Origin of the sequence: Methanohalophilus mahii DSM 5219 (genome assembly GCF_000025865.1) — an archaeon.
Taxonomy (GTDB): Archaea; Halobacteriota; Methanosarcinia; order Methanosarcinales; family Methanosarcinaceae; genus Methanohalophilus; species Methanohalophilus mahii.
Genome location: NC_014002.1, coordinates 217,162 through 243,792, shown reverse-complemented (window position 1 = coordinate 243,792; position 26,631 = coordinate 217,162). Strand labels below are relative to the sequence as shown.

The window sequence follows — 26,631 nt, the reverse complement described above, 5'->3', positions numbered from 1 at the left end:
TATATTAATCTATCTTATATATTACATTGCATTGAGATACCGTTTGGTTTCCCATTCATGCACCTGTAATTTGTAGGCATCCCACTCGGCATAGGCAATCCGCAGCAGGTTCTCATGCACATGTGAACCCAATGCATCCCTGAGGAAATCGTCCTTTGCCAGATGATTTGCTGCATCCAGCAGGGTTGGGGGCAGGGTTTCGATGTTCCTGTCAGCAAGACCCTTGGGGGTGAGATCATAAATATTCACATCGGTACCTTCACCCGGATCGATCTGCTCCTTGATACCTTTCAAACCTGCAGCCAGGATCGCTGCAAAAGTAATATAGGGGTTGCAGGAAGGATCGGGACTTCTCAGTTCCACACGAGTACTCTGGCCCCTGGCAGCAGGAATCCTGACAAGGGAACTGCGGTTTGGACCTGACCAGGTAATGTACACCGGTGCTTCATAGCCCGGCACCAGACGCTTATAAGAATTGATCAATGGATTGGAAATTGCAGTGATACCCTTGATGTGTTCCAGTACCCCGCCAATGAAATGATACGCCATTTGGTCCACTTCGCCCTCATCCTGCGGGTCATAGAAAGCATTCTTACCATCCTTGGAAAGGGAAAGGTTGACATGCATTCCTGAACCGTTTTCGGAAGTAAGGGGTTTGGGCATGAAAGTTGCATGCAGGCCGTTGAGTTTGGCAATCGTACGGGTAACATACCTGAAGGTTACCACATTGTCAGCGGTTGAGAGAGCATCATCATACTTGAAATCGATCTCATGCTGGCCAAACGCGACTTCATGGTGTGCAGCCTCGATATTAAAGCCCAGATCGATAAGCCCGAGAACAATCTCCCTGCGTATATCCTCTGCAAGGTCTGCAGGTGCAAATTCAAAGTAGCGCCCGAAATCATGGGGTTTAGTGGTTGCTTTGCCGTTTTCAACCTGGAAAAGGAAAAATTCCAGTTCAGGACCCACATTGAAAGAAAATCCCATCTCATGGGCCTCCTTCAGGACCCTGCGCAGGACATACCTGGGATCTCCTTCAAAGGCAGAGCCATCCGGCTTGCAGATATCACAGACCATACGGGCTACGACACCTTTTCCCTGATCCCAGGGGAGCAGGGCAAAAGACCTTACATCCGGTCTCAGTACCATATCGGATTCGTCTATTCTCACAAATCCTTCGATTGATGAACCGTCAAAGGAAATACCTGTTTCAAGGGCTTTTTTAACCTGCGTGACAGGAATTTCCACATCTTTGACCACACCCTGGATATCGGTGAATTGTAGTCTGATGAACTTGACATTATTGTTCTCTATCTCGTTGTATACGTCTTCCTTGCTCTTAATGTTCATTAAATCGCCTTAATAGCTTTGTACGAACTATATGAATGTGTTTTTTAGGATTAATATTGTATATCATGTTTTTGGTAGGAAGAAAGGATACAGTTCTAATATAATACCAGTGATAATATCAGGATTATTCCTCATAGATGAAAATATCCTCTATTGAACATTCGAAGAATTTAGCCATCCTGAATGCCAGCTTGATACTCGGATCGTATTTGCCACGTTCTATAGCGTTGATGGTTTGCCTTGTAACCTCCATTTCCCGGGCCAGCTCTTCCTGAGTAATATCTTTCTTTGCTCTCCAGACTTTCAGGGTATTTTTCATTCAACATCCATCCTGGAATTACATTTATTTCTTGTACCAATAGTAAAAGCCCGCATAGGAAATCATTGTTATAGCAAACAGGAGAGACACAACTGGATATGCCTGGATATCGAACGCCGTAACACCAAGAAATGCCATCAATGTACCTTCAAGTACAATGAGTATGACAAGGGTCTTGTGGCTGGCCTTCTCAGCGATATGAAATACTCTTTCATCTTCTACTATGTTTCCCTTGCTTTTGAGTCGGATTTCTCGAAGAGTGATCAGGAACAATGCTACTCCCGCCCCTATGAATGCACCACCTGTTCCACTTGGATTTATAATCCAGGCGGGTTCCAAAATGTAAAATCCCAGTCCTATCAGGAATAGAATGAATCCGATCGTTAACATACCTATTTCTTTGACTTGCATTATCCACTCCATGTAAATAATACATTACATTATGTATATATAACTTGTTATAAAGACGTGTTATTGCTACATATTATATTATATATTTTGCTATTAGCCACATGAAAAATATATTAAATTGATATTAATTACTAATTTTAATCAAATATATAAGCATTTGTATAAATTTGAGTGAAATGTAGACAATTCATGGTCAAAGTGAACACATCATACTCAGATCGGCCTTAAAAGCAACTATCATGTTAGGGATAAATTTATATATTTTAACACCTACAGTCAGCTACCGGTTTCCTAGTATGGAGGCGAACAAACATTATGTCAATAAATATGGAAAAGATTGGAAAATTAATGATATTAACCTGTGTGATACTTATTGTATTGTTATCACCAGGAGCAGCTGTTACAGCAGAGGAAAATGCACAGGCGATCTCTGACATGGAGACAGCGCTTACCTTTGTCTGGCTCCTGATAGCAAGTGCCCTGGTATTCTTCATGCATACCGGTTTCTCATTGGTAGAAACCGGGCTTACCAGAAGTAAGAACACAGCAAACATCCTCATGAAAAACTTCATGACCATTACCCTCGGCATCCTGATCTACTGGGCTGTGGGCTGGGGAGTTATGTACGGTGCTGATGCCGCAGGCTTGATAGGGACTGACCAGTTTTTCCTTATGGGAGCCGATAATGCGACTTACAACGGCTGGTTCTTCCAGATGGTCTTTGCAGCGACCGGAGCAACGATTGTGTCCGGAGCAATGGCTGAGAGGACCGATTTCAAGGCTTATCTGGTATTTTGTATTTTAATGGTCGCCATTATATACCCCGTATACGGACACTGGGTATGGAGTGGAGCTGATTTAGCACTCCTGACAGGGGCTGAAAGTCCGATCGTAAAGGCTATCGGGGTTGCACACCACGACTTTGCCGGATCAGGGGTTGTACACTCCATTGGAGGATACGCTGCCCTTGCCGGAGTTCTCCTTGTTGGAGCAAGGGTTGGCAAATTCAAGAACGGAAAACCATTTGCGATCCCGGGTCACAACCTGACCTTCGCTTTCATGGGGACTTTGATCCTCGCCCTTGGCTGGATGGGATTCAACGGAGGAAGTACCCTTGACGGAAACGACCCTTACATGAACCTAGTTCTTGTCAACACCTTCCTTTCAGCCGCCGCCGGAGCGATCATGGTAATGTTGATCACCTGGATGAAAACCGGAAAGCCTGACCCTTCCCTCACCGCAAACGGACTTTTGGGAGGGCTTGTTGCGATCACCGCTCCCTGTGGATCTGTCACAAACGGAGCGTCTATCTTGATCGGAATTGTTGGAGGAATTATTATCTACGCAGGAGTCATGTTCAACGAAAATGTCCTCAAGGTAGACGACCCTGTAGGTGCAGTCGCGGTGCACGGATACTGCGGAAGCTGGGGCCTGCTTTCAGTAGGACTCTTCTCAATAGGGATAGGAAACGGCGTCCTTGTGGATGCAGTCTATGCAGCTGAAGTTCCCGGATTGTTCTACGGAGGCGGTGTCGGGTTACTTGCAATCCAAGCAGTAGGAGTAATCCTGAGCATCGTATGGGCTTTCGGGATATCATATATAGTCTTCAAGATCATTGACATGGTTATCGGACTGCGGGTTTCTGAAGATATTGAAATCATGGGTCTGGATATCGCCGAACACGATATCAGGGCATACCCTGAACACCAATTAATAGAGGACTGAGGTGGTTGGAATGTACAAGGTAGAAGCAATCATAAAACCCACTAAATTGCATGAAGTAAAAGATTCTCTTGAAGAAGCAGGATTTGCAAGCCTCACCGTAACCGAGGTCAAGGGGAGAGGACAGCAAAAAGGAATGATGCAGCAGTGGAGAGGAAGGAAATACTGTGTAGACCTCCTTCCCAAGACAAAAATCGAGCTGGTACTGGCTGAAGAAAAACTCGACGAAGTTGTCGAGCTTATCCGAAAAACAGCTACTACCGGAGAAATCGGGGACGGAAAAATCTTCATATACCCGGTACAATCCGTAATCAGGATTCGTACAGGGGAAGTAGACGAGGATGCACTCTAAAGTCATCCTCTTCTCATTTTTCTTTCTTTGCGGTTTCAAAGAGGCTTAACAATAAGAAAATAAATCATATTAGTTGAATTGTGTCAGAATATATAAGGCAAGTCATAATATCTTAGACATTCTAATATTTATTTGGAATAACCCCACTCTTGGTAGGTATCAATAATGCCGGAATTTGAATCGTTATCAAAAATCAACCCACAAAATGTACACTTCGAGGTTCCTCGAGGATATGGCGTTTCCGTTATCAAGCTCTATTTCTGGGTAGGACTTGTGTCCGCAGTCCTCCTCAGGATTATTATAATAGCCGACCACTACAGCGCATTCTACACAAAAGTGATTTGGTACCTCGGAGTTGCAGGATACATCTGGTTTTTCATGCACAGATACCATAATAGCAAAGCGCAGATTCAGTGTAATAGACGATCTTGATTTGCTAAAAAAGGTACGAAACCAGCAAAATCTCTCGAAAAAAGATATCGAAGGGCTTGATTATCTGCTCTGGAGCCTCTCGGTTTCTAAAGAACGTTCAAACTATCTGATAATATCGGTATTTTCCGTGGTTTCAATAGCTTTATCTCTTGTCCTGGATTCGGGTATCCTGCATATTTAAATTGCTATCTGCAGGATATATTACTTTTTCATTTAGTTACTAATTGCTTTTTGGTTTCAAATAAATCAAGTTCAAATTATTAATTCACGATATAGGCAAGTAAATTTCTATTTCAGTAATTATTCAAATGAGAATTTATACAGAGCCCAGAAGACATTATACTAGTTGGTTACTCGATATAGTATACCCTATTTGGCTATAATGTAAGGTATTTATGGGCAATCCCAATGAGCAAACTATAAATAGAACCGATGCGGTAAACGACTAGTTACTAGTGGCTAAAGTCACGTTTATACATTAAACGTTAGGAGTAATAAATATGGGCAATCTTAGACAACCAAATGCAAATGAAGCAACAAGGACCTTCAACAGGTCCAAAAGTGTTGCCCCGATGTCCGGGATCTGCACACGCTGTGTAGACGGATGCCGTGGTAACTGCGAAATATTCAAATCATCATTCAGAGGACGTGAAGTCCTGTACCCCGGACCTTTCGGCGAAGTAACTGCCGGAGCAGACAAGGACTATCCTGTAGACTATTCTCATCTCAACATCCAGGGATATGCAGTAGGTGCAGTAGGTCTTCCTGATGGAATGGAAGCCAGCCCCGAGACCGCAAGATTCCCCAATGTAAACACTGAAACCGAATACGGATGGAACAAGAAAGTGAAAATGAGGCTGCCTGCATTCACCGGTGCTCTCGGTTCCACCGATATCGCAAGGAAAAACTGGAACGAGTTCGCCGTCGGTGCAGCAATCACTGGAATCACCCTTGTATGTGGGGAAAACGTGTGCGGAATCGACCCGGAACTCAAACGTGACAATAACGGCCTAGTCACCGAATCCCCGGAAATGGACAGAAGGATCGCAGCCTACAATAAGTTCCACGATGGCTACGGTGAAATGCTTGTCCAGATGAACGTAGAAGACACCAAACTCGGTGTTGCAGAATATATCTCCAGCAAACACGAAATGGACACCCTTGAACTCAAATGGGGACAGGGAGCCAAATGTATCGGTGGGGAAATCAAAGTACGTGAACTTGACCGTGCCCTCGAACTCAAGAGACGTGGATACATCGTTACCCCGGACCCCGAAAACGCAGCCGTCCAGGAAGCTTACAAGGTCGGTGCAATCAGGGAATTTGAACGCCACTCCAGACTTGGGTTTGTTGACAAGGAAGGTTTCCTTGAAGAAGTTGACCGCCTCAGATCCATCGGCTATGACCGTATCACCTTGAAGACCGGTGCATACTCCATGGTTGAGGCCGCAATGGCACTCAAATACTCCTCAGAAGCAAAGATCGACCTGCTCACCTTCGATGGTGCACCCGGTGGTACAGGTATGAGTCCCTGGCCAATGATGGAAGAATGGGGTATTCCGACCTTCTATCTCCAGTCCCTTGTCTATGAGTTCGCAGAAAAACTCAACAACAAAGGTGAAAGAGTACCAGATCTCGCGATGGCCGGCGGATTCTCCAGCGAAGATGGTATCTACAAAGCACTTGCAATGGGTTCCCCATACTTCAAAGCAGTATGCATGGGCCGTGGTCTCATGATACCAGGTATGGTCGGTAAGAACATCGGCAAATGGCTCGATGAAGACAACTTGCCAAAAACCGTTTCCGAATTCGGCCACCGTCCAGAAGAAATCTTTGTCTACTATGAAGATCTGGAAGAACGCTATGGTGAAGATGTCAAGGACATCCCACTGGGTGCAATGGGTATCTACTCCTACGGAGAGAAACTCAAGGTCGGTCTGCAGCAGCTCATGGCCGGTTCACGCAGATTCAACATCAACACACTGTCCCGCAAAGACGTAATGGCCCTCACCGAGGAAGCCGCAGAAGTATCAGGCATCGATTATGTCATGAATGCCTACAGGGACGTAGCAGAACAGATTCTGGACGAATAAGGGTAAATCCCCTTATTTTACTTCCTTTTTACAAAAATAGATAAGAGAGCAGCTCTGCATGCTGCCAGTCTTAAATGAATTTCACTCCCACATCATCCATATTGTTCCTAGCTGCTATATTTATCAGCAGGGGAGTAAGGGACTCGATCATGGAAGAAGCCTGTAAGGGGCCTGCATCCAATGGTCGCAAGTTTGGTATATCTTCTGTGAGTTTGCAGACAACTTCTTTTGAAGCCATATCATTGCCACAGATAGCAATATCATAATCCAGTGCAAGAGAGAGATCTTCAAGATGTTTGGCAGGAACATTGTGAAAACCCGATACCAGCCGAATGTTTTGGGGAAGGAATTTTGCAATCTCCTCGGCAGCGCTTCCACCTGCAGGTTGTGTATAACAGAAATATTCCGCATTGTATGCAGAATCCCGTACATCGACTTCCATATGTCTTGCATCGGGAATAATGTAGCAGCTGTCCTTTTCCATAGGAACAACCACAGAGACCACAATCTGGTCCTTTAGTACAGGAGTAATGTTTTCAATAACAGATGAAACATGGCGGTACTTTATTGCAAGCAATACGACATCGGCCATTTGCGCAGCTGTTTTATTATCTACACCTTCAAAGGAGCCTTTCTTTCCAAGATCTTCCAGCCTGCCCCTGTATTCTTTTGCCGCTGAAGACGCTCTTTCTGCATTTCTTGAGCCAATGATGATATCGTGAAGACTTCCCCAACGCAGAGCAAAACCTTTACCGATATGTCCCGTGCCGCCCAGTATCGCTATTTTCATGAACCTTTCATCTCTCATAATAACGTTTATACCTATTGGTTGTCAAACGTCAGGTATATAACGGAGAATCCCGGTACTTCTACTTGCGTATTGTAAGGTCCTTGCACAAGAATATGGCACAGACCATTCGATGAGTGTACAGACAACCTCAGTACGCTACAGTAGGAGGCGATGTGACATTACGCCTGTCACGAGGGTAACCGGGATGGACAGCGGATATTCCATAGGATGATATCCTGGAGTTAGTGCGTCGGGATACAGCATCGTTCTCCACAAAATATAATTGATGGAATAATATGCCTATCCGGGATGCCATACACACAAAGGGGAATGGTTGTATAATTGATTTTGAAATTAATCCCGGCTCCAGCAAACTGGTAGTTCCTTCAGGTTACAATATCTGGCGTAAAAGGGTAGAGGGCAAATTAACCGAATCCGCGCAAAAAGGAAAAGCTAACGATCAGCTTATTCAACGGCTCAGTCATATATTCCAAATAAACAGTTCCTCAATAACCATTGTAGCCGGTGCAAAGACTACCAAGAAATCAGTACATCTTGAAAATGTGTATCCAAAAACAGCAGAAGATGTCCTGGAGCAATACTTGTGAGAAGATAATATGCACAAAGTCACAAATGTCCTGATCCTCCTCAAAAGCATGATTTATGAAAGTACCGGTCCACTGGAGACCCTGAGATTTGCAAAGCACTACAGTGAACAGGGCCTGAATGTCAATATAGTTCTCTTTGGCCCCATGGGAGTAATGCTTGCCAAGAAGGACAAAGCAGGGGCACTGGAATACGACAAAAAAGTCGATGAATGTATGAATCTGGGTGTGAACTTTATGTGCTGCAAACTTGGTTCTTCACTTGTAGGGCTCAAATATGAAGAGATGATACCTGGCATTGAAATGGTAGAACCCGAAGCTATTGCAGATACCATTCTGGAATTTAGCCAGAAACAACAACTTATAATTACACTTTAAAAAAGATTACAGGGATTTTATATAATCCCTGACCTGCTGTGCCGTACCTTCAGCCTTGAAAGCCCCGAGGAACATCAGGGTCTCAGCATAGACCTTTGCATCAATGGCACGCCTTGTATTCTCACCAACAGCATCGATGCGGTCAAAGAACTGCCTTACTGCATACTTGCTGAATTTACCGAATATCTCATTATCACTCTTTTCGGGAGCTTTGCTGCGGAAATTCTCGATAGTCCATTTCCGGATGTCACTGAAAAGCTCAGGTTCATATATCCTGAACACTTCCCATACAATATTCTGGAAAAATGTGGCAACATTGCCCTTCAGGATATCCCCATGAGGGAAATGCTCGTAAATTAGTTCCCTGGGAGTACCTGTAATCCCGTGCTGGGCGATCCTGACACTAAAGCCATTCTCTTTCAGGGCATCAGCAACCGCAATGGTCTGCTCTATATCAACTGAAACCTGCTGGATGAGATTTCCATTTGTATCGTAGGTATTCCCATGGGCACTACCGTTTGCGATTGCAAGCACATGTGGATATACACCGTTTTCATTAAGCGCTTTGATGAAGGTTACTGCTTCTTCGGGTTTGGTAAGTACCCTGCCGTTTTCGTCCTCTCTGCCTATCTCACCAACCTCAACTTCAAGCCCGTACTTCCGACCGCTCATTTTATCCTGAATGTGATGGGCTATCTCTGTAGTTGCATCAATATTCTGGGAAAGTTCTTCACGGAGGTTGCCTCCCTGGAAATTGAAAAGATGGGAGGCATCGATTGCAAAAGAGGTATATCCCGCATCAATCTGCCCACTTACAAGTTGCCTTGTGGATTCAATATCATCAGGAGTGCCCTTCTTGATTCCAATATGGTCGGCATGCAGAGACCATACATCCAGACCAACTTCATTGGCGGTTTTCTTGCACCTTTTTGAAAATTCAGCCGGGGTCATACCTGAGTAACCACCCTCCAGATCGGATTCAGAACGGGCGAGTTCAACAATCAGGGGGGCATCTGCGTCTTTGGCTGCTTTCATAATTCCACGCATAACAAGAGAGATACGCGGATTTGCAGCAAGGATTATGGTATCTTTATCCAGCAAACTGTTAAATAAATAGGAACTTGGCAACGGTTCGAATTTGGATTCACTCATAGATTTTAAACCTCATTCTGTTTATATGATACCTACATGTACCTTGCAATTCATAATGATTTCTGTTTGAAAACAGGATAACCATAAGTAATAAATACAAAAGATAGAATTTCTCACAAAAAACAACAGGAGGAGAAAGATGGAACAACTGCTTAAACTCAAGGACAAACTTGAAAAAATGACGTCTGCCGAACTCTATGAATATGTAAAGGAGAACTATCCGGAAAACCCCGATGCGGGCCTGGGAAAGAAAAAACTGGTAATACGCAGGATCTTAAACCTTGAAAGGGAGAAAATGAATAAGTGCGAGTGAAACCTTTCAGAAACCACCGAGCATAGGCTGGATTACCAATTTATATATTGCAAATCCTAAAAGGAAGATAACTATCAAAACAAGAATTGCGATCAAAAAGCATTCCCTGTTCAACTTCTCATTTTTATCCTTGCAAAAATGCATAGTTATACCCCCGATAAAAGGGTAATGCCCAATAATATATCAACCTTCTGAAAAAGAAAAATAGAGGTCTTTTCAGGCCTCTTCATCTATCAGGCGGGTGCCGACTCCTATTATCCTGATTCTGGTTTCCATTGGGAAATCCCAACCTTCCGGCACAATCTCATCCTTCTTGACGTCAATTTCCACATGATCCGGATCCAAACCGGCGTCTTCCATGTATTGCATGACCATGGATTGTCCTGTTTCCCTGGCATATTTTATAGCATCTTTATATTCATAGAAACTCTGTCGCCCTTTTTCAGAAAATACGTAGTATTCCCAATCCGGCGCTGCCATGGAAGCAGGCCTTATAAGGAAATCAACCCTTCTTACACCTTTGGCTGCAAGGGCACCTGTGGCATTACCGACATCCGAATATTTTGGCACAATAATCTCGGCATCAATAATACTTCCAAGTATATCCTTATAAGCAACCACGGGTCCACCGATAAGAACAACCGGGATATCAACCTTAAACTTTGTAGGACAATCTATATCGAATATTTTACGAATCTCTTCCCTGGGAATGCCTTCCAGGAAAAAGGAAATCAGGTCGGAGGCCATGTTCTTGGCAAAGGTTTCCTTGACATACCTGGCAAATTCATCCCCGGTTCTTTTACACAGGGAGCCCAGGTATTCAGCACCCACCTCAGCTGCTTCCACATTGCGGGCAGTGTAATCTCCCAGTACATGCAGAGCATCCGTGGGTGTAAAACCAATACACTGCACAAGCCTTTTCTGAATAAGGCTATCCAGAATCCTGGTTGAGGGATACCTGCCCATGCGGCTGCGTAGCTCCCTCAGCGAGGTGGGACTGCTTGAAATGGAATCAAGCAATTCCTGCTCCAGGTCATTAAGGCCCATGGCTTCATATTCAGTACGTGTAAAGAAAGTCGTGGGCTGGAAATTCATGCCGATCAAAGTTTTGGATGGTATGGGATTGATCTTGAGAAGTTCCAGGAAATGGGGATAGAGATCAGCTGCTCTGCAAAGAGGAATCACACGTCGCGGTCCGACATTCAATTTACCGTCCTTTACCCATATGTGACTGTCACCACCCATTGCTGAGGTTTCCATCTTAATGGCTTTGACACGGGTCTTCCATCCTCCGACAACCGCTCCCATCTCACTCATTTCAGGGACACCGTCTTTTATAACGGAAATATCGGTACTTGTACCTCCCACGTCAATAACGGCGCATGAGTCATTTCCTGTCAAAAAGGAAGCACCTACAAGGCTTCCCGCAGGTCCTGAGAAAATAGATTCAATCGGCTTTTCCAGTGCACTCTTGATACCAATTACAGAACCGTCACATTTGAGCATGAATATCTTCGGGCTGATTCCCCTGGAAGTTACATCCTTTTCCACAGTGGACATGAATCTTTCTGTAATGGGCAATAGCTGAGCATTGAAAAAGGCAGTAGTTGCTCTCTCAAAGGCACCCAGATCCTGAGAAAGTTCGTGTGCACATACCACAGGAAGACCGGTAGCTTCGCGGATTATTTGCTTGGCCCGGATCTCATGATCGGGGTTACGAATACTGAAGAAGGAAGAAATTGCAAAAGCTGCAACCTTGTCCTTTATTTTCACCGCAAAATCCCTGACTGCTTCTTCATCCAGAGGCTCTTTCTCCCCACCATTATATGTATGGCCACCGGCAACTTTTACGTAATGGGGAGTCGGAAGTTTTTCCTTGAGATCATAATTTCCTATCAAGAACAGGCCAACGGGGAAACCCGTACCTTCAAGAATCGTGTTTGTAGAAAGGGTTGTTGATACGGAAACAATCTTTACTTTCTTGAGTTTTTCCTGATCTAGACCATCAATTGAGTTTTTTATCCCATCAAGGGGATCGGGATATGTTGTAAGTGCTTTATTTGAATCAAGAATACTATCAGTGTCATCATCCAGAAGAACAGAATCAGTATAAGTTCCTCCAGCATCTATTCCCAAACTGTATACCATGCCGGAACACCTCCAATATATTAGCAATCTATATGTACAAATCGGCTAAATTGAGTTATAGAAGGTTCCATAAATTCACGGCTACATAAAGATAACGCATTTCCCTATCAGCGTGAACATTCTAAAACGGGCGCCTGGTTTTGAAAAAATCATACCGATCCCACTTAAATCCAATTGCTGAACAGAAGAGAAACCAAATATGGATGATGCGGATATTGTTGTAGATGAATTAAAGGAAAGAATTGCCCGTATTATATCTGATAAGAGGGTAAAAGAGTGATACTCAAATCCCAGAAAGCAAGCAACAATACAAAAACCAGCATAAGGACCATCCAGTCGTATTTTTCCATTTTCAATTCAAAAAGGGATGTCCTGTAGTTGCCCTGATAGCACCTGCTCTCCATTCCCATGGATATATCATCCATCATCCTGAAAGCTCCCCTGAGCAAAGGTATCGCCAGTGAGACCAAACCTGAAATCCTCTTTTGTCTTCCCAGCCCCCTGCAGAGCTGTGCCTGATACACTTCTTTCAGGAACCTGTTCAAAACAGGGACCAGATGGATGGAGAGGGACATCATGGTGGCAATATCAAAAGAAGTCACCCCTAAGACCTTGCCGGGCAGGGGACGAAGTAGCCTTTCAATTCCCGCCGCCATGTGAGCAGGAGAAGTCGTAGCCGTCAACAGGGAGGCAAATTGTATCAAAAGAACAAAACGCCCCACTATCCTCAGGCCCTCAAAAAAGCCTTCTGATGTGGCAGAAAATCCATAGATATCCATAAAACTATTCCCGGGTATCAGGAATAGCTGGAATATAAAAATAAAGATTAAGAAGGGGGCAATCGGATGAAGGTTTCGTAGCATCGCAATCCGCACAGAGGAAAGATAGTACAAAACCATGAATAATGCAAATAGCAGGACCAGGCCTGTAATATGCAACCTGAAGATCAAAATGCTGATCAGCATCGTAGCTATCAGTTTTGTACGAGGGTCAAGCCTGTGCAAGAAGGAATCTCCGGGGACAAAACTCAAAAAGTAATCAGGCATCGTCCACATCTCCGAGGCCTAATTTTGCCAATTGCTTCATTGCACTTTTCACTGTAAATGTATCAGGGTTCACAGGTAAACCCCTTTCATGCAACCCCTTCATCAAATTGGTTATAGCCGGCAGAGGGAGAGTATCATCTAAAAGATACTGCTGCCTCTGACCATCAAAACAGACCCTTCCATCCCGCAGGTAAATAATTCGCGGAGCTACTTCAAGCAGTTTATCAAGGTGATGGGAAATTACTATAATTCCGACTCCCATATTCTGCAAGGCCTGTATAATATAAGGAAGGCGGGTTTTTCCTTTGGTATCAAGTCCTGCAAAAGGTTCATCGAGCAACATATATCGGGGAAGCTGGGCAATTATTCCAGCCAGAGCCACCAATTTCTGTTCCCCTCCACTTATCCCGAAAGGAGATACTTCAAGGAGAGATTCATCCAGACCCACTATATCTACGGCATTTTGGACCTGAGCTTCAATATCCCTTTTATCCAAACCAAAATTAGAAGGTCCAAAGGCAATGTCATCATAGACCGTTTTTTCAAAGAGTTGTCTGGAAGAGTGCTGAAACAGGACACCTATCATTTCCCTGAATCTTTTAGCACTGTGTGAATAACCATCGATTTTCATAATGCCATTGTCTGGTTCGAGCAGACCCACAAGAAGACGCATAAAGGTTGATTTGCCCGCACCTACAGGTCCTGTTAATCCCACTATTTCACCGGGTTTTATGTACATGGATACATTTTGTAAAACTAAATTTTGCCCGTATGAAAAATTCAAATTCTTGATATCGATTGCCAGATAGATTCCTCCAGTGCATTAGCATCAGGGTTTGAAACATCGATCTCTTTGAGACCGTTGTTCCGTAGCCAAAGGGCAAGTTCAGTAAGAGGAGGAATTGAAATACCGGGATTTGAAACAGCAGGAGAATCAAAAAACAAAGAAGAATTGCCATCATAGACAATGCTCCCTTTTTCAAAAGCTATAACCCTTTCAGCAAGATGGACCTCCTCCAGGTTGTGGGTGACCATTATTATCGTCTTGCCCTTTTCATGAAGCCTGGTGATGGTTGCAAGCACCTGTTGTTTTGAGAAGAAATCCAGCATGGAGGTTACCTCGTCAAATATCACACATTCAGGCTCCATGACAAGGACACCTGCAAGGGCTGCAAGTTGCATCTGTCCGCCACTCAGTTCCAAAGGAGATTTGCCCGCTAGATGTGATATCCCCAGCTCTGCAAGAGAGTGATCCGTTTTTTCACGGATTATTGATGATGGGTAGGCCAGGTTTTCAAGACCAAAAGCCACATCTTCCTCTACAGTGGCACCTATGAACTGGGTTAGGGGGTTCTGGAAAACCATACCAACTTTCCTGCGTATAGCAGTTAGATTGGAGATAACGCATGTATCCATACCCCACACTTTCACCATACCTTCATCCGGCAGTAGTAAACCATTCAGATGCCTGACAAAGGTGGACTTACCACTACCATTACCACCTACCAAGACAACGAATTCACCACTGTCAATCGACACATTGATGCCGTCAAGGACACGTTGATTTTCCTTGAAACCAAAACTTAAATTTTCAATCTCAATCATACCAAAGATTCCGTCTTGAGGTAGCGATAAATAATGGTCGCAGCTGCAATCTTAATAGCAGCTCCCGGGATAAATGGAGCAACACCTAATGCAAATGTTTCCTCCATACCCAGGGATGCCACATACATCAACTGGAAATAGCCGGGAACGTAGATGGCAATCATACCGACAAGAAAAATGGCAACCATACTGACAATGGATCTGTACTGGAATTTTTCAAAGAGATAACCAATTACAAGTGCTGCCAGAATGAAACCTATGATATAGCCCCCTGTGGGACCAGCCAGCACACCGAGTCCGGAGCTTCCTCCTGAAAATACAGGTAACCCTACAATACCAAGCAAAACATAGATGAACATACTCAGCATACCCCATCGAGCACCCAGTACCGCCCCTGCAAGAATTACAAATAATGTCTGCAGGGTAACAGGTACCAAACCCACCGGAATACTGATGTAAGCACCTACCGCGGTCATGGAAGCAAAAAGGGCAGCATAGACCATTTTCCTTACAGGAGAATCGGATAAATTAGTATTGTTAACCATATGTTATTTGTGGTTAACAAAGTTTTTAAATTTTACCCTGAAAAGAAATCAAATTAAAAAAAAAGAAGGTGATAGAAACCACCTTATCTTACATATCCATGTCCATATCAGGCATTTCGGGGGATGCCTGGTTGGAGTGAGGGGATGCCGCAACAACGTCATCAATTCTAAGAACCATGACAGCTGCTTCTGTTCCGGCGTTAATTGCCTGTGTCTTGGCACGTAATGGTTCGATTACATTGCTCTCCCACATGTCAACAATCTCACCGGTGTATACATTAAGCCCCATTCTCTTGTTGCCTTCTTCATGTTTGGAACGCAGTTCAACAAGTTTGTTTATTGGGTCATAACCTGAGTTTTCGGCAAGTGTCTCGGGAATTACTTCAAATGCTTCTGCGAATTTGGCAACTGCAAGCTGTTCCCTGCCACTGAGGGAGGATGCATATTCACCAAGACGCATGGAGAGTTCTACTTCAGGAGATCCGCCGCCTGCGACTACTTTGCCGTCTTCCAGAGCCACAGCGACTACGTGAAGAGCATCGTCCACGGCATGCTGGAGAGAATCTACAACGTGCTGGGTACCACCGTGAAGGATTATTGAAACAGCTTTCTTTTCCCTGCATCCTGTGATATAGGTCATCTTGTTGCCTTTTATATCACGTTCTTCCACAAGATCTGCAGAACCCAGGTCCTTGGCAGTGATTTCATCGATATCCTGAATATTTGTTGCACCGGTAGCTTCACAGATACGATCCAGATCGCTCTTTTTAAGCCTCTTGGCCGCATAGATGCCAGCCTTTTCGAGGTAATATTGTGCAAGATCATCGATTCCCTTCTGGCAGAAGACAACATTTGCACCGGAATTCAGAATCTTGTCGGTCATCTGTTTGACCATCTTTTCTTCCTGATCCAAAAACATCTGCATCTGGTCCGGGGAAGATATTTTTATCTCGGCATCCATCTCGGTCTTTTTGAATTCAACCGGGACACTGAGGACAAGGATTTTTGCATCCTCGATCTTTTCGGGCATGTTGGGATGTGTGCGGGCTTTATCCAGAACAAGGCCTTTTACAAGTTTGGACTCACCAACACTTTCACCAGCCTGTTTTTCTATTTTGATGTCACTTACATCTGCAACATAGCCATCATCCGTTTCTTCTCCTATGAGAGATACAGCTTCAACGGTAAGCTCTGCAAGCATTTCCTTGTGAGATTCTGCACCTTTTCCGGTAATTGCGGTGTTTGCCACTTTTTTGAGGGCTTCAGTATCGTCACGGGAAATATCTATACTTATACTTTTTACGATTTCAACCGCCTTTTTGGCAGCCTGCCTGTAACCTGTTGCAATAATTGTGGGGTGTACACCTTTCTTGAGAAGTTCCTCTGCCTTGGAAAGGAATTCACCGGCCAGTACGGCTGCTGTGGTCGTACCGTCTCCGACTTCATCATCCTGGGTCTTGGCCACCTCAACGATCATTTTGGCTGTGGGGTGTTCAATGTCCATTTCCTTGAGAATGGTTGCACCGTCATTGGTGATTACCACATCACCCATTGAATCCACTAGCATCTTGTCCATGCCCTTGGGACCAAGGGTAGTACGGACTGCGTTGGCAACTGCCTTGCCTGCCATAATGTTATTGCTCTGGGCATCCCTGCCCCTTGTTACCTGACTTCCGTCTGCTAAAATGTATATCGGCTGTCCTGCCAAAATTTGACCTCCTTATATAATTATGATCCAGTAAATTGTATCACGAAAAGAGCACTATGTACTCTCAACCTGTTCGTTCTAGATGATTGAACTTCTATATAAACGTTGCTTGAATGAGTGAGAAAAAGAGCAGGATATTTACAGTCGACAGGCACAGATAAAGTAATATCCTATAAAAAAGGGAGGGTCAAATCAGCGGCGACCCCAGAGTATGTTTACAACAAGAAGCATACATATTCCCAGGAAAATGCCAAACCCTGGCACACCTTCGGACGATTCCTCACCAGATTCGGGTGCATCCTGCCCCACAGATTGCCTTACATCTTCAACCTCTTCAACAAAACGCTCCCCTACAAGCATTGGATCTCCTTGATAACCAAGGGCCTCAAAATCCATCATTCCCGACTCGAGGTGACAATCACTACACTCAAGGGAATATTCTGCAGGCGGAACCTCATGGTTAATGCTCTCATAAAGGGATGTTTCCACGAATTCATATTCACCACTATAAGGCATATCCACATACTCCATTCCAGAAGCTGCGGCCTTATCCCAGTCATATGTGGCCCAATAGGAGTTTTCTCCACCGAACAAATCAGGTACTATCAGGTAGTTATATTCGGCGTCACTGATTTGTTTTGCCCTGTGTATCTTGAAGGGATAAATCTGTGAATCTGCATCATCCCTTGAACCCACAGGTGCATTGATGACAGTCATGCCATCAGCGTTGATTGTATCTCCCAACTTATAGAGATCTGAAGATCCATTGTACCAGGCATAAGCAGGTGTCACATTCTTTTCCCAAACAAAAGAACCTTTTTTCTTGTTATAGGTAGCTTTACCATATTCATCCGTTGGCACAGGATCGATATCCTGCCCTGCCTGGGACCAATCCCAGTACATCTTGGTAGGCACCTCTCGTGCATATTTGGGAATATGACATGACTGGCAGGCAATTGCATCAACATGGTCGTCCAGGCGCTCTTTATATTCACCTAGGTGGGGTGTCTCGCCATGGCAATCTGAACATTCAACACGACATTCAGTTCCCGGAAGACCGGAAAAGTGTCCGGCTACATTGTGGTCACTTGTCTCATGACAGTTCTGGCACTTGAAATCCAGAAGACCCATGTGCACATCCAATTCTGGAGATGGGTCACTGAGTGCAGAAGACATGTCACCATGTTTCACATTATCTCCGCCACCACCATAAAAATGGCAGTTACCTCCACATGTATCCCTGGTGGGAGAACCTACACTCTGGGCAACCTCTGCAAGATCAACGGAAGTGTCTACGGCACCTGCGCCTGTTGGAATCTTGTTATATGTCCCTGTATTATCATGGCACACCAGGCAATCGATGTTTGATGCATTGTTAAAATCAAAAGTGTCGTCTTCCCAGCCATAACCGGCGTGGCATGAGGTACATCGTGGTTCATTGGAAGCAACAGCCACACAGAAATTATTTATAACCGTTCTTTTGCCCATATCTTTATAAGATTCTATGTCCCCACACTCACAGTCACCGCAGCTGGTCCATAGCCAATGGGTCGAATTGAGCATGTCCTTTGCCTGTGGTTCATGGCAACCTATACATTCCTCCGTCACCTCGGGCCCACTATCATAGGGCCCTTCAAGGAAACTATGATTCATTTCAGTGGCACAGGCAATACCAGAGAGACAAACAATTGATATAAACAGAAGTAAAATAACCTGCCCTCTCATATACATACAAACCTCCTTCATATATTGCAATATAGATATACTATAAAATAAATTGAGACTGATTCTATATAAAGACTGAGAACTGCGGATAAAAAACTGCTATTCAAAAATAAATAAAAATAGTTATAGGGCGACTGTGCAAATATCAGAATTCAGTCCTTCATACCCTGTGAATACACTGTTTCAACAACCTCGAGATCCTTAACTGTCACATTGATCGTTGCAGTATCAATAACATCGGGATCCTTTGCAGAGATCAGATCGAACTCATAGGTGAACGACCAGCAGTTTGAACAATCCAGTTTTTCAGAACCCAGAAAAACCGGTTCTGTAACACTATATCGCATATAATCCTCATGGTTGAGAACATAGGCCTCTGCAATATCCTTACTTTCCTCCAGCAGACTATCATTTGTTCTTTCCACAAGAGAATCTTTGTTTACACAACCTGCAAACGATACAGTGAGGACTAATAACAAAACCAACATCCATTTTTTGGCCATAAGGACAAGTAGGAAATATACAACAATAAAATTATCGACTAAAATATTATTAGAAATGACAATGTGAACTACATCTCGCTAAAGACCGAGATGCTTCCTGCTTCATACCTTTTCCCAACGAAAAATAAGCCCACAGGCTCTACCCGTAGTTCCTACGGTGCTCCAAATACCAATTAAGTTCTGTTTATCCAGAGTAAATTTCTTGATATTGATTGCAGCATTTATATTCCTATCGTGGTTTATGCCACAACCATGAAATTGCAATTTAGTCATTTACAAAATCATTATCATTAACCGGAATTGTGAAAGTAAATGTGCTTCCCTTACCAAGTTCACTTTCCACCCAAATTGTTCCACCATGCATTTCCACATATTCTTTAACCAATGCAAGTCCTAGCCCGGTTCCTCCATATTTTCTGGTATTTGATGAATCAGCTTGGATGAAAGGATCAAAGATCATGTTTAACTTATGTTCGGGAATCCCAATTCCACTATCAGTAACAGATACCTGCACGTATTCAGCGACAAAATCAATATCAACTGAAACTTTCCCTTTGTCTGGTGTAAACTTTACTGCGTTACTGAGAAGGTTGGACATGATTTGGATAAATTTGAGTTTGTCAAGATTTATATCAATATCAAATTTATTATTATATTCTACAGTTATTCCTTTCTTTGTAGCCAGAGGAGTGATAAAAGTCTTAATTTCATCGCAGATTTCTTTGAGATTTATAGTCTCAATATTAAGTTCCATCTTATTTGAATGTATTTTTGAGAAATCAAGTATGTCATTAATTAAATTAAGAAGGTGCTTGCCGCCCTTAAGTATGGAAAATGAATATTTAAGCTCTTTTTCATTCATGTTACCATATCTATTAGAGCTGAGTAATTGAGAAAAACCAATAATTGCATTAAGAGGTGTACGTAGTTCATGACTCATAGTTGCAATAAATTCAGTTTTAGTTGTCTTCACATCCTCTTCTAAAGACTTAGCTCTTAAGAAAGCTTTATTTGCCTTCTCTTTCTTAATTACTGCGCCGACAGAATCTGCTATTACCAAAAGCATATAAATGTCATTTTGATCCCATCTAGCTATTCGTTCTGTATTATTTATGGTCAGAAAACCTGCAAGTTTTTTCTCACCCCATATAGGAAAAGCAATTAAGGATTTTATACCAAGTGTCTGCAATAATTTTTTTTCAGCAGCTGCCTCCGGAGGAAGACGATTTGGATCTACAATTTGGATAACTTCATTGCGCTTTAATCTACCCGTAAACCAGTGAAATTTTCCAGAATTTAAATTATGAAGTTTTTCTCTGTGTGACGGCATAGATTCAGCACACCATTCATGAGTCATATCAGCAATATTTTCCCCGTTTCTGAACTGGAAAAGATAGGAATGTGTCGCTTTTGTAAGTTTGCTTACTTCTTGCAATACACTTACGAATGCTTCATCTGAATCGTAATGATTTATCAAAATTGATTGTACATTATTCACTGTTTTTTGAATTTTGATTTTAGCATTTAGTTGTTTTTTATATTCTCTCTCCTTAAAAAACTGCCCCATTATATCAATCATTGTCTTCAATGCTTCAGTATCATTTTTTTCCCCAACATCATTATATGTCGTATTGGCCAAACTGACAAACCCGACAACTTTATTGCCATTCACAAGGGGAAAAAGAATAATTGATTTAACATTCTCAGTTAATAAGATTTCTTTTTCATTCTGGGCTACTTCAGAGAGAGAATTTACATCATTTATATGGATTATTTCTCCCTTTCTCATTTTACCCATTAACCATTGTAAACGGTTCATGGATAATCCCTGAAGTAGATCTTTTTTGGGGAGCACTCCGTCTGCACACCACTCGTGCGTATTATCCATAATCATTTCTTCGTTATTAAACAAGAAAAGGTGAGCACGACTTGCTTGTGTAAGAGTGCCGAGAATTAATAACGATTTTTCAATTCGCTCATCAAAATTATCAAGTTCTGTAAACAAAGAACTTAATATTTTGATTGCTTCTCTGGTAAAAGCCTTTTGTTGGGATTGTTGTGTGTTTAAGTCAAAGTTTATATTTTTATCTAGTTGCGCCTGAATTGAGCATTGATTCTCAATAAATGCCAAATCCTTTTTCTTTTGATTGGATATACTCTTTTCTTCCCCGATAGACTGTGACTATAGACCAATTTCATTGTTTTTTGAATCTATAGTTTGTTTTTTCATAATTTACATTCCTCTATCTTTTTTAAGATGTTCGTTGGATATTATAGCTTCAGGATGGAACCAGAGGGACCCACAATAATTGATATCATATAAAATTATTGGTCTACTACACCTATATAAGGGACACCATCAAATTATCTTTTCGTTTTAAAAGCGCAACTCTTTTATCATTACCACTAAACGTTGCATGAGCCTAGCTCATGGATTAGAATTATACAAATCCCTGGTTGAAAATGAGGAAAACGTTTGAAGTCCTTTAAGGCCCCTCCGGGCAGACAAGCCATACATGGAAAAGAATCAATGAGCAACTCGCAATAACGAAACTGAACCCCCCTTCAAATGCATTCCAACCATTGACTGGCACAACAGAGTTATCCATTTCTTCGGACAATAGGTGTTATAGATAACATTTTCAAATTAGGACAGGAATTTTCACATTCATAAAGAAACATGAGGTATAACGCCCCGGCAATAATTTAATAGAACAACCCTACCGGGGTGAAAGTTACCTGCACTCTAACAATGACGTCCCGACTGAGACTTGAACTCAGGTCTAAGGCTCCGCAGGCCCCAAGGATATCCGCTACCCTACCGGGACACTCATTGACCTGGATTCCTAATTATCTTCTCGAATATAAATGTTTGGTGGTAAAGCGTTAAACCACCAACAAAAGTTAAATCCATCAAGCATGTGATTGATAGAACATGACAATGACTATAGGCCTTGCAGGAAAGCCAAATGCAGGCAAATCAACATTCTTCAAAGCCGCAACCATGGCAGAGGTGGATATCGCCAATTACCCATTCACCACCATTGATGCCAATCGCGGTATTACCTATGTTCGCACCACCTGCCCGTGCATCGAGCGGGACAAAAGATGTGGTAACTGTGAAGACGGGATACGTTTTGTACCAATCGAGATCATCGATGTGGCCGGTCTTGTGCCCGATGCCCACCAGGGCCGCGGGCTGGGAAATGCCTTTCTGGACGAACTGAGCCAGGCCCAGGCAATCATTCACGTAATTGATGCCTCCGGCGCCACAGATATCGAGGGAAATCCGGGCGACATCGGCAGCCATGATCCCCTGGAGGATATCGATTTCCTCAACCGGGAAATAACCATGTGGATGAAAGGCATCCTGTGTCGCAACTGGGAACGCCTGGCACGCAAAATAAAAGCAGAGAATCTAAAGGTGGAGGAGGCAATCGCAAACCAGCTCATGGGTGCCGGGGTCTGTGAAGAACATGTGAACGTAGCAATAGACCAGCTCGGCAAACGCGAATATATCAAATGGGAAAATGAAGATATGTGCCAGCTCTGCGAGTACATCCGACTACTCAGCAAACCAGTCATCATCGCCGCGAACAAACTTGATGTAGCCCCCCCGGAAAATGTCGAAAATCTTGAAAAACTTGAGATGATAGTCGTACCCACAAGTGCTGCAGCCGAACTGGCTATTCGCAGTGCTGCCAGTACCGGAGCAATTGATTACAAACCCGGTGACGAGGATTTTGGTATCGAAGAAGATGACCTGAGTGAAAAACAGATAAAGGGACTGGAAAAGCTTAAGAGTTTCATGGCATCCCGCAAACCCCATGGATGCGGAGTACAGGAATGCATCAACAGGGCAGTTTTTGACCAGCTCAACCTCATTGTTGTCTACCCTGTAGAAGATGAAGGGCACTGGACAGACAAGAAAGGTCGCATGCTTCCTGATGCATACCTGGTCAAAAAAGGGTCCACTGCAAATGAACTTGCATACAAGGTTCACACTGACATCGGGGACCGTTTCCTCTATGCTGTAGACGGGCGCACCCGGATGAGACTTGGAGACAAATACGAACTCAAGGACGGAGATGTTATAAAGATCGTCTCAACCGCCAAATGACATCTCAGAAGGAGGATCTCGGATTGTTACATAAATTGTACGAAAAACGTCTCCTGAAAAAAATAAAACAGGGACAGCAAAATCCACCTTCCTCCCTTGCCATAGTCCTGCCTGAAACAGATCTACTTCAAAAGAATAGTAGCCAAAAAACATTCCAATTCATAAACTGGTGCCAGGAGTTTGGCATCAAGAAAATCTATTTTAATGTGGACATCCTGGATGAAAAACCCCATCTCAAAAATAGGATGGTTGACAAATTAGCCCAGGTTATTGAAAGAATATGCTCCAAACTGCCCCCTAAAACAGGCTATAACGTATATGGAGTAGAGGGGGATGTGTTACTCACAAAATCCGGAAAAGACCCCAGTATCATTTTTGTGCTGGGATATGGCGGAAAAAAAGAGATTACCTCGTCTGTCAGGACAATTCTCTGTGATGTCGAAAAAGGAAACATAGAACCGGAAGATATTGATGAAAATACTCTGGAATCCCATCTGACAATAGAAGGAGAACCGGATTTGATAATACGTTCGGGGGGAAGACATCTTTCAGATTTCCTTATATGGCAATCCGTCTATTCAGAACTGTACTTCACAGATATTAACTGGAACCGTTTCAGGAGGATTGATTTTTTACGTATTATCAGGGATTTCCAGAAAAGGAAACGCCGCTATGGAAAATAAGGAAGTGTTTACATGGTAGCCTATGCTATAATTGTCTGCACCAAATGCCGCTTGCAATGCCAGGTTACAGAAGAGCGGGGCCAAAAGACCATACAATGTCAGAGATGTGGTGCAACTTTACAGTTTCGTAAATTGAGGAAATTCCACAGGACAGAAATACTCGATGAAGCAATAGCAGCGCGAACCGCTCTTCAGGCACAGATACAGGGATCCGATTCAAAAAAAGCCAGCCAGATTCTATCAGATGCAAGCATAGATCAGCTACATCCAAGCCCGCCTACTCAAAAAAAACCTGCAAATCCTTCCAAATATATCATAAATGCTCTTGAAAACCAGGAAAAAATTCAGATCAGACAATTATTCCAAATGGCTGAAGAGGCAGGTTTTGAGAGAGAAAAAATCGAAAAAACCCTTGAAAACCTGAAAAATACGGGAGAAATCTACACTCCCGGTAAAGGCTATCTGAAACTTGCCTGATCTAGAACCTGCAAACAGGGTAGCATAAATTATATTTAGGGAAAATACATAATAAGGTGGTTCAGACAAACCGTTTTCGACAATCCCTTTAATAAAAATCCTGGATTAAGGTATCAAAATGTCCGACAATACACTTGATATAATAGAACTTTTGTTGACGGCCCAGATATACAACCAGAACCAAGTATTGGATGTCAACGATCTTCCAAAACCCATAAGGAAACACTACTGGAAAAAAGAGGCCAAAGGAGTACCACGACCAATTCATGTATCTCTTACTGATGTGAATAAACTGTATGGAGAAAGTGAAACCAAAAAAGCGTTAAAGGGTCTTCCTTTCGTGGAAATCGACGAAGTTGGTTACAAGATCAAATTAACTTCTCTTGACATGGCCATTAGCTGGTTCGAAAAACAGGATACCGCCAGGCGTATCGAAGAAAACCCTGCACTGGCCTATTACTTTGAGAAAGCTGAAAAAGAAGGAGTCAGCTACAATAAAGCACGGGACAGCACCAAACCCAAGGAAGTTGACAGGGAATGGATAGAATCTCTCAAAGCCGAGGTGATGGAGGAAGAAGGCGGGGAAGATATGCTCAAACTGGCACAACTCCTGGCCCCGGAAGATATACAGCAGGGTATGTCCGAACTAATCCTCACAAAAAAACAGGAATCCGAAGTTGACAAGATCGTCAAAGCCATCAAGTTTCGGGATTACCTGAAAGAAATAGGGCTGTACGATGTGGGCAAGGTGTTGCTGGTCGGACCGCCGGGTACCGGGAAAACATCAGTTGCAAGAGCACTATCCGAAATGTTATCCATTCCTTTTGTTGAAGTCAAATTATCCATGATTACCGACCAGTACCTTGGTGAAACAGCAAAGAATATTGACAGGGTATTTGAACTGGCAAAAAAACTCAATCCCTGCATTCTTTTTGTAGATGAATTCGACTTTATTGCAAAAACCCGGACCTCGGACGAACATGCGGCCCTGAAAAGAGCTGTCAACACCCTTCTCAAAGCAATAGATGAAATCAGTCTCACAAGAGACGGAGTACTTTTGATCGCTGCTACCAACCACCCTCACATGCTGGATTCAGCTGCATGGAGGAGATTTGATGAAATACTTGAATTCCCCCTTCCGGATTATGACATGAGGAAAAATATTCTTGACATTGTCACAAGACATATCAAGGGAAACTTTGACACTGCAGCAATTGCCGAGATTACAGAAGGATATACCGGATCCGATCTGAGAGTGGTGATCCGGGAGGGTGTTCTGGATGCCCTGCTCGAGGAGCGGCGCGAGCTCAGTAACAAAGACCTTATTGATGCGGTGGAATCATTCAACAATCGTTCACATATAAAATCCGAGAAATACCTCCAGCAGTATGACAGGGTGTCTTAAGTGAAAGTGACATTGTTGGGCACAGGAGATGCTCCGGGCACACCGATCATCGGTTGTAACTGCCTCACCTGCCAGGATGGACTAAAGGGAGGTAAAAGCAATCGTCTCAGATGTTCTATTCTTGTAGAATCCGAGAAAGGTACAATTTTGCTGGACACCGGGCCCGACCTGCGCCAGCAATTGCTTGAGCACAATATAAAGCATGTAGACGGAGTTATATGGACCCACGGCCATTATGACCATTTTACCGGTTTTGGGGAATTTCACCGGGTGCAGAGAAAGGTAGATGTATACGGCCTTGCTGAAACCCTTGACTATATCTTAGAATACCTGGCCTTTTTGAGACCCAGAAGAAACAATGTGAAAATCAATGAAACCTTTGAAATTATAGGTCTCAGGATTACTCTTTTTGAAGTCAAACACAGACCGGTAAGCAACCCGGTAGGTGTAATTATAGAAGAAAATGGAAAAAAAGTGGTATTCACAGGAGATTGCGAAAGGCAAATCCCTCAAAAGAGCCTTGAAATGATTGACAGTCCTGACCTTTTAATTGCCGATGCGATTGTACCGGATTCAGACGTATTGCATATCAAAAAACATATGGATGCAAAGGATGCACTGGAACTTGCCCAAAAAATAAAGGCAAAAGAGGTCGTTTTCACCCACATAAGCCACTTTTTCAAACCCCATTCCATCGCAGCACAGGAATTCCCAATGGGCTACGATGGAATGCAGTTTGTGATATGATG

Annotated in this window: 27 protein-coding genes and 1 tRNA gene; 12 read left to right on the top strand and 16 right to left on the bottom strand. The window is 43.2% G+C overall.

Annotated elements, in window-relative coordinates; translation table 11 throughout:
- Window positions 1–21: 21 nt before the first annotated feature.
- The 3 genes from glnA to MMAH_RS01055 form a co-directional block, all read right to left on the bottom strand.
- Window positions 22–1,350, bottom strand: a complete 1,329-nt coding sequence (gene glnA, locus MMAH_RS01065; RefSeq protein ID WP_013036692.1) for a type I glutamate--ammonia ligase — start codon at window positions 1,348–1,350, stop codon at window positions 22–24.
- Between the two features lie 124 nt (window positions 1,351–1,474).
- On the bottom strand, window positions 1,475–1,669 hold the full coding sequence (locus MMAH_RS01060) for a helix-turn-helix transcriptional regulator (protein WP_013036691.1): 195 nt from the start codon (window positions 1,667–1,669) through the stop codon (window positions 1,475–1,477).
- 24 nt (window positions 1,670–1,693) lie between these two features.
- A complete protein-coding gene (locus MMAH_RS01055) occupies window positions 1,694–2,080 on the bottom strand; it encodes a DUF2178 domain-containing protein (RefSeq protein WP_013036690.1) in 387 nt (128 codons plus the stop codon).
- 315 nt (window positions 2,081–2,395) lie between these two features.
- Between MMAH_RS01055 and MMAH_RS01050 the strand changes: the two genes are divergently transcribed.
- The 4 genes from MMAH_RS01050 (at window position 2,396) to MMAH_RS01035 (ending at window position 6,679) form a co-directional block, all read left to right on the top strand.
- Window positions 2,396–3,805 (top strand): ammonium transporter, encoded by a 1,410-nt coding sequence (locus tag MMAH_RS01050; protein ID WP_013036689.1) that lies wholly within the window; start codon window positions 2,396–2,398, stop codon window positions 3,803–3,805.
- A 10-nt stretch (window positions 3,806–3,815) separates the two neighbouring features.
- On the top strand, window positions 3,816–4,154 hold the full coding sequence (locus MMAH_RS01045; RefSeq protein WP_013036688.1) for a P-II family nitrogen regulator: 339 nt from the start codon (window positions 3,816–3,818) through the stop codon (window positions 4,152–4,154).
- A 355-nt stretch (window positions 4,155–4,509) separates the two neighbouring features.
- Window positions 4,510–4,767, top strand: coding sequence for a hypothetical protein (locus tag MMAH_RS10645; RefSeq protein WP_245526236.1), 258 nt, complete (start codon window positions 4,510–4,512; stop codon window positions 4,765–4,767).
- 319 nt (window positions 4,768–5,086) lie between these two features.
- Window positions 5,087–6,679, top strand: a complete 1,593-nt coding sequence (locus MMAH_RS01035) for a glutamate synthase-related protein (protein WP_013036686.1) — start codon at window positions 5,087–5,089, stop codon at window positions 6,677–6,679.
- A 70-nt stretch (window positions 6,680–6,749) separates the two neighbouring features.
- On the opposite strand, the gene npdG is transcribed toward MMAH_RS01035, so the two are convergent.
- Both npdG and MMAH_RS10415 read right to left on the bottom strand, forming a co-directional pair.
- Window positions 6,750–7,487: an NADPH-dependent F420 reductase gene (npdG, locus tag MMAH_RS01030; RefSeq protein WP_013036685.1), complete on the bottom strand. Its 738-nt coding sequence runs from the start codon at window positions 7,485–7,487 to the stop codon at window positions 6,750–6,752.
- 130 nt (window positions 7,488–7,617) lie between these two features.
- The gene (locus MMAH_RS10415) at window positions 7,618–7,785 is read right to left on the bottom strand and encodes a hypothetical protein (protein WP_157198670.1); all 168 of its coding nucleotides are present in this window, start codon (window positions 7,783–7,785) and stop codon (window positions 7,618–7,620) included.
- Here MMAH_RS10415 and MMAH_RS01025 point away from each other — a divergent pair.
- Together MMAH_RS01025 and MMAH_RS01020 are read left to right on the top strand one after the other, a co-directional pair.
- On the top strand, window positions 7,766–8,077 hold the full coding sequence (locus tag MMAH_RS01025) for a DUF167 domain-containing protein (RefSeq protein WP_013036684.1): 312 nt from the start codon (window positions 7,766–7,768) through the stop codon (window positions 8,075–8,077). The two genes, MMAH_RS10415 and MMAH_RS01025, sit on opposite strands and share 20 nt — an antisense overlap.
- A 9-nt stretch (window positions 8,078–8,086) precedes the next feature.
- Window positions 8,087–8,452 carry a DsrE/DsrF/DrsH-like family protein gene (locus tag MMAH_RS01020; protein ID WP_013036683.1) on the top strand — a complete coding sequence of 122 codons (366 nt, stop codon included), beginning with the start codon at window positions 8,087–8,089 and terminating at the stop codon, window positions 8,450–8,452.
- Between the two features lie 6 nt (window positions 8,453–8,458).
- Here the strand turns inward: MMAH_RS01020 and MMAH_RS01015 are convergent, their stop codons facing one another.
- The gene (locus tag MMAH_RS01015) at window positions 8,459–9,604 is read right to left on the bottom strand and encodes a class II fructose-bisphosphate aldolase (RefSeq protein WP_013036682.1); all 1,146 of its coding nucleotides are present in this window, start codon (window positions 9,602–9,604) and stop codon (window positions 8,459–8,461) included.
- 139 nt (window positions 9,605–9,743) lie between these two features.
- Here MMAH_RS01015 and MMAH_RS10565 point away from each other — a divergent pair, with 139 nt between their 5' ends.
- Window positions 9,744–9,917, top strand: a complete 174-nt coding sequence (locus MMAH_RS10565; protein ID WP_013036681.1) for a forkhead box protein — start codon at window positions 9,744–9,746, stop codon at window positions 9,915–9,917.
- A 216-nt stretch (window positions 9,918–10,133) separates the two neighbouring features.
- Here MMAH_RS10565 and MMAH_RS01010 read toward each other — a convergent pair whose 3' ends face one another.
- The 10 genes from MMAH_RS01010 to MMAH_RS00965 all read right to left on the bottom strand — a co-directional run bounded on the left by MMAH_RS01010 (window position 10,134) and on the right by MMAH_RS00965 (window position 22,025).
- Window positions 10,134–12,065, bottom strand: a complete 1,932-nt coding sequence (locus tag MMAH_RS01010) for a hydantoinase/oxoprolinase family protein (RefSeq protein ID WP_013036680.1) — start codon at window positions 12,063–12,065, stop codon at window positions 10,134–10,136.
- 251 nt (window positions 12,066–12,316) lie between these two features.
- Window positions 12,317–13,111 (bottom strand): energy-coupling factor transporter transmembrane component T family protein, encoded by a 795-nt coding sequence (locus MMAH_RS01005; RefSeq protein WP_013036679.1) that lies wholly within the window; start codon window positions 13,109–13,111, stop codon window positions 12,317–12,319.
- Window positions 13,104–13,895, bottom strand: coding sequence for an ATP-binding cassette domain-containing protein (locus MMAH_RS01000; protein ID WP_013036678.1), 792 nt, complete (start codon window positions 13,893–13,895; stop codon window positions 13,104–13,106). The genes MMAH_RS01005 and MMAH_RS01000 overlap by 8 nt, the downstream gene beginning before the upstream one ends.
- Window positions 13,892–14,716 (bottom strand): ATP-binding cassette domain-containing protein, encoded by an 825-nt coding sequence (locus tag MMAH_RS00995; RefSeq protein WP_013036677.1) that lies wholly within the window; start codon window positions 14,714–14,716, stop codon window positions 13,892–13,894. Before MMAH_RS00995 ends, MMAH_RS01000 begins: the two co-directional genes overlap by 4 nt.
- The gene (locus tag MMAH_RS00990) at window positions 14,713–15,261 is read right to left on the bottom strand and encodes a biotin transporter BioY (protein ID WP_013036676.1); all 549 of its coding nucleotides are present in this window, start codon (window positions 15,259–15,261) and stop codon (window positions 14,713–14,715) included. Before MMAH_RS00990 ends, MMAH_RS00995 begins: the two co-directional genes overlap by 4 nt.
- Before the next feature lie 88 nt (window positions 15,262–15,349).
- On the bottom strand, window positions 15,350–16,969 hold the full coding sequence (gene thsA / locus MMAH_RS00985; protein ID WP_013036675.1) for a thermosome subunit alpha: 1,620 nt from the start codon (window positions 16,967–16,969) through the stop codon (window positions 15,350–15,352).
- Between the two features lie 192 nt (window positions 16,970–17,161).
- Window positions 17,162–18,700 (bottom strand): tetrathionate reductase family octaheme c-type cytochrome, encoded by a 1,539-nt coding sequence (locus MMAH_RS00980; protein ID WP_013036674.1) that lies wholly within the window; start codon window positions 18,698–18,700, stop codon window positions 17,162–17,164.
- 146 nt (window positions 18,701–18,846) lie between these two features.
- Window positions 18,847–19,197 (bottom strand): hypothetical protein, encoded by a 351-nt coding sequence (locus tag MMAH_RS00975; RefSeq protein ID WP_013036673.1) that lies wholly within the window; start codon window positions 19,195–19,197, stop codon window positions 18,847–18,849.
- Window positions 19,198–19,462: 265 nt separating this feature from the next.
- Window positions 19,463–21,328 carry a GAF domain-containing sensor histidine kinase gene (locus MMAH_RS00970; protein WP_013036672.1) on the bottom strand — a complete coding sequence of 622 codons (1,866 nt, stop codon included), beginning with the start codon at window positions 21,326–21,328 and terminating at the stop codon, window positions 19,463–19,465.
- 625 nt (window positions 21,329–21,953) lie between these two features.
- A tRNA-Arg gene (locus MMAH_RS00965) sits at window positions 21,954–22,025 on the bottom strand.
- Window positions 22,026–22,132: 107 nt separating this feature from the next.
- On the opposite strand from MMAH_RS00965, the gene MMAH_RS00960 reads away from it, so the two are divergent.
- From MMAH_RS00960 to MMAH_RS00940, 5 genes are all read left to right on the top strand, one after another.
- Complete coding sequence (locus tag MMAH_RS00960) at window positions 22,133–23,317, top strand: redox-regulated ATPase YchF (RefSeq protein WP_013036671.1); 1,185 nt, start codon at window positions 22,133–22,135, stop codon at window positions 23,315–23,317.
- 23 nt (window positions 23,318–23,340) lie between these two features.
- A complete protein-coding gene (locus tag MMAH_RS00955; RefSeq protein WP_172632562.1) occupies window positions 23,341–24,000 on the top strand; it encodes an undecaprenyl diphosphate synthase family protein in 660 nt (219 codons plus the stop codon).
- A 12-nt stretch (window positions 24,001–24,012) separates the two neighbouring features.
- Window positions 24,013–24,477: a DUF5817 domain-containing protein gene (locus tag MMAH_RS00950; RefSeq protein WP_013036669.1), complete on the top strand. Its 465-nt coding sequence runs from the start codon at window positions 24,013–24,015 to the stop codon at window positions 24,475–24,477.
- A gap of 118 nt (window positions 24,478–24,595) precedes the next feature.
- A complete protein-coding gene (locus MMAH_RS00945) occupies window positions 24,596–25,882 on the top strand; it encodes an ATP-binding protein (protein WP_013036668.1) in 1,287 nt (428 codons plus the stop codon).
- Window positions 25,883–26,629 (top strand): MBL fold metallo-hydrolase, encoded by a 747-nt coding sequence (locus tag MMAH_RS00940; RefSeq protein ID WP_013036667.1) that lies wholly within the window; start codon window positions 25,883–25,885, stop codon window positions 26,627–26,629.
- The last annotated feature ends 2 nt before the right edge of the window (window positions 26,630–26,631 follow it).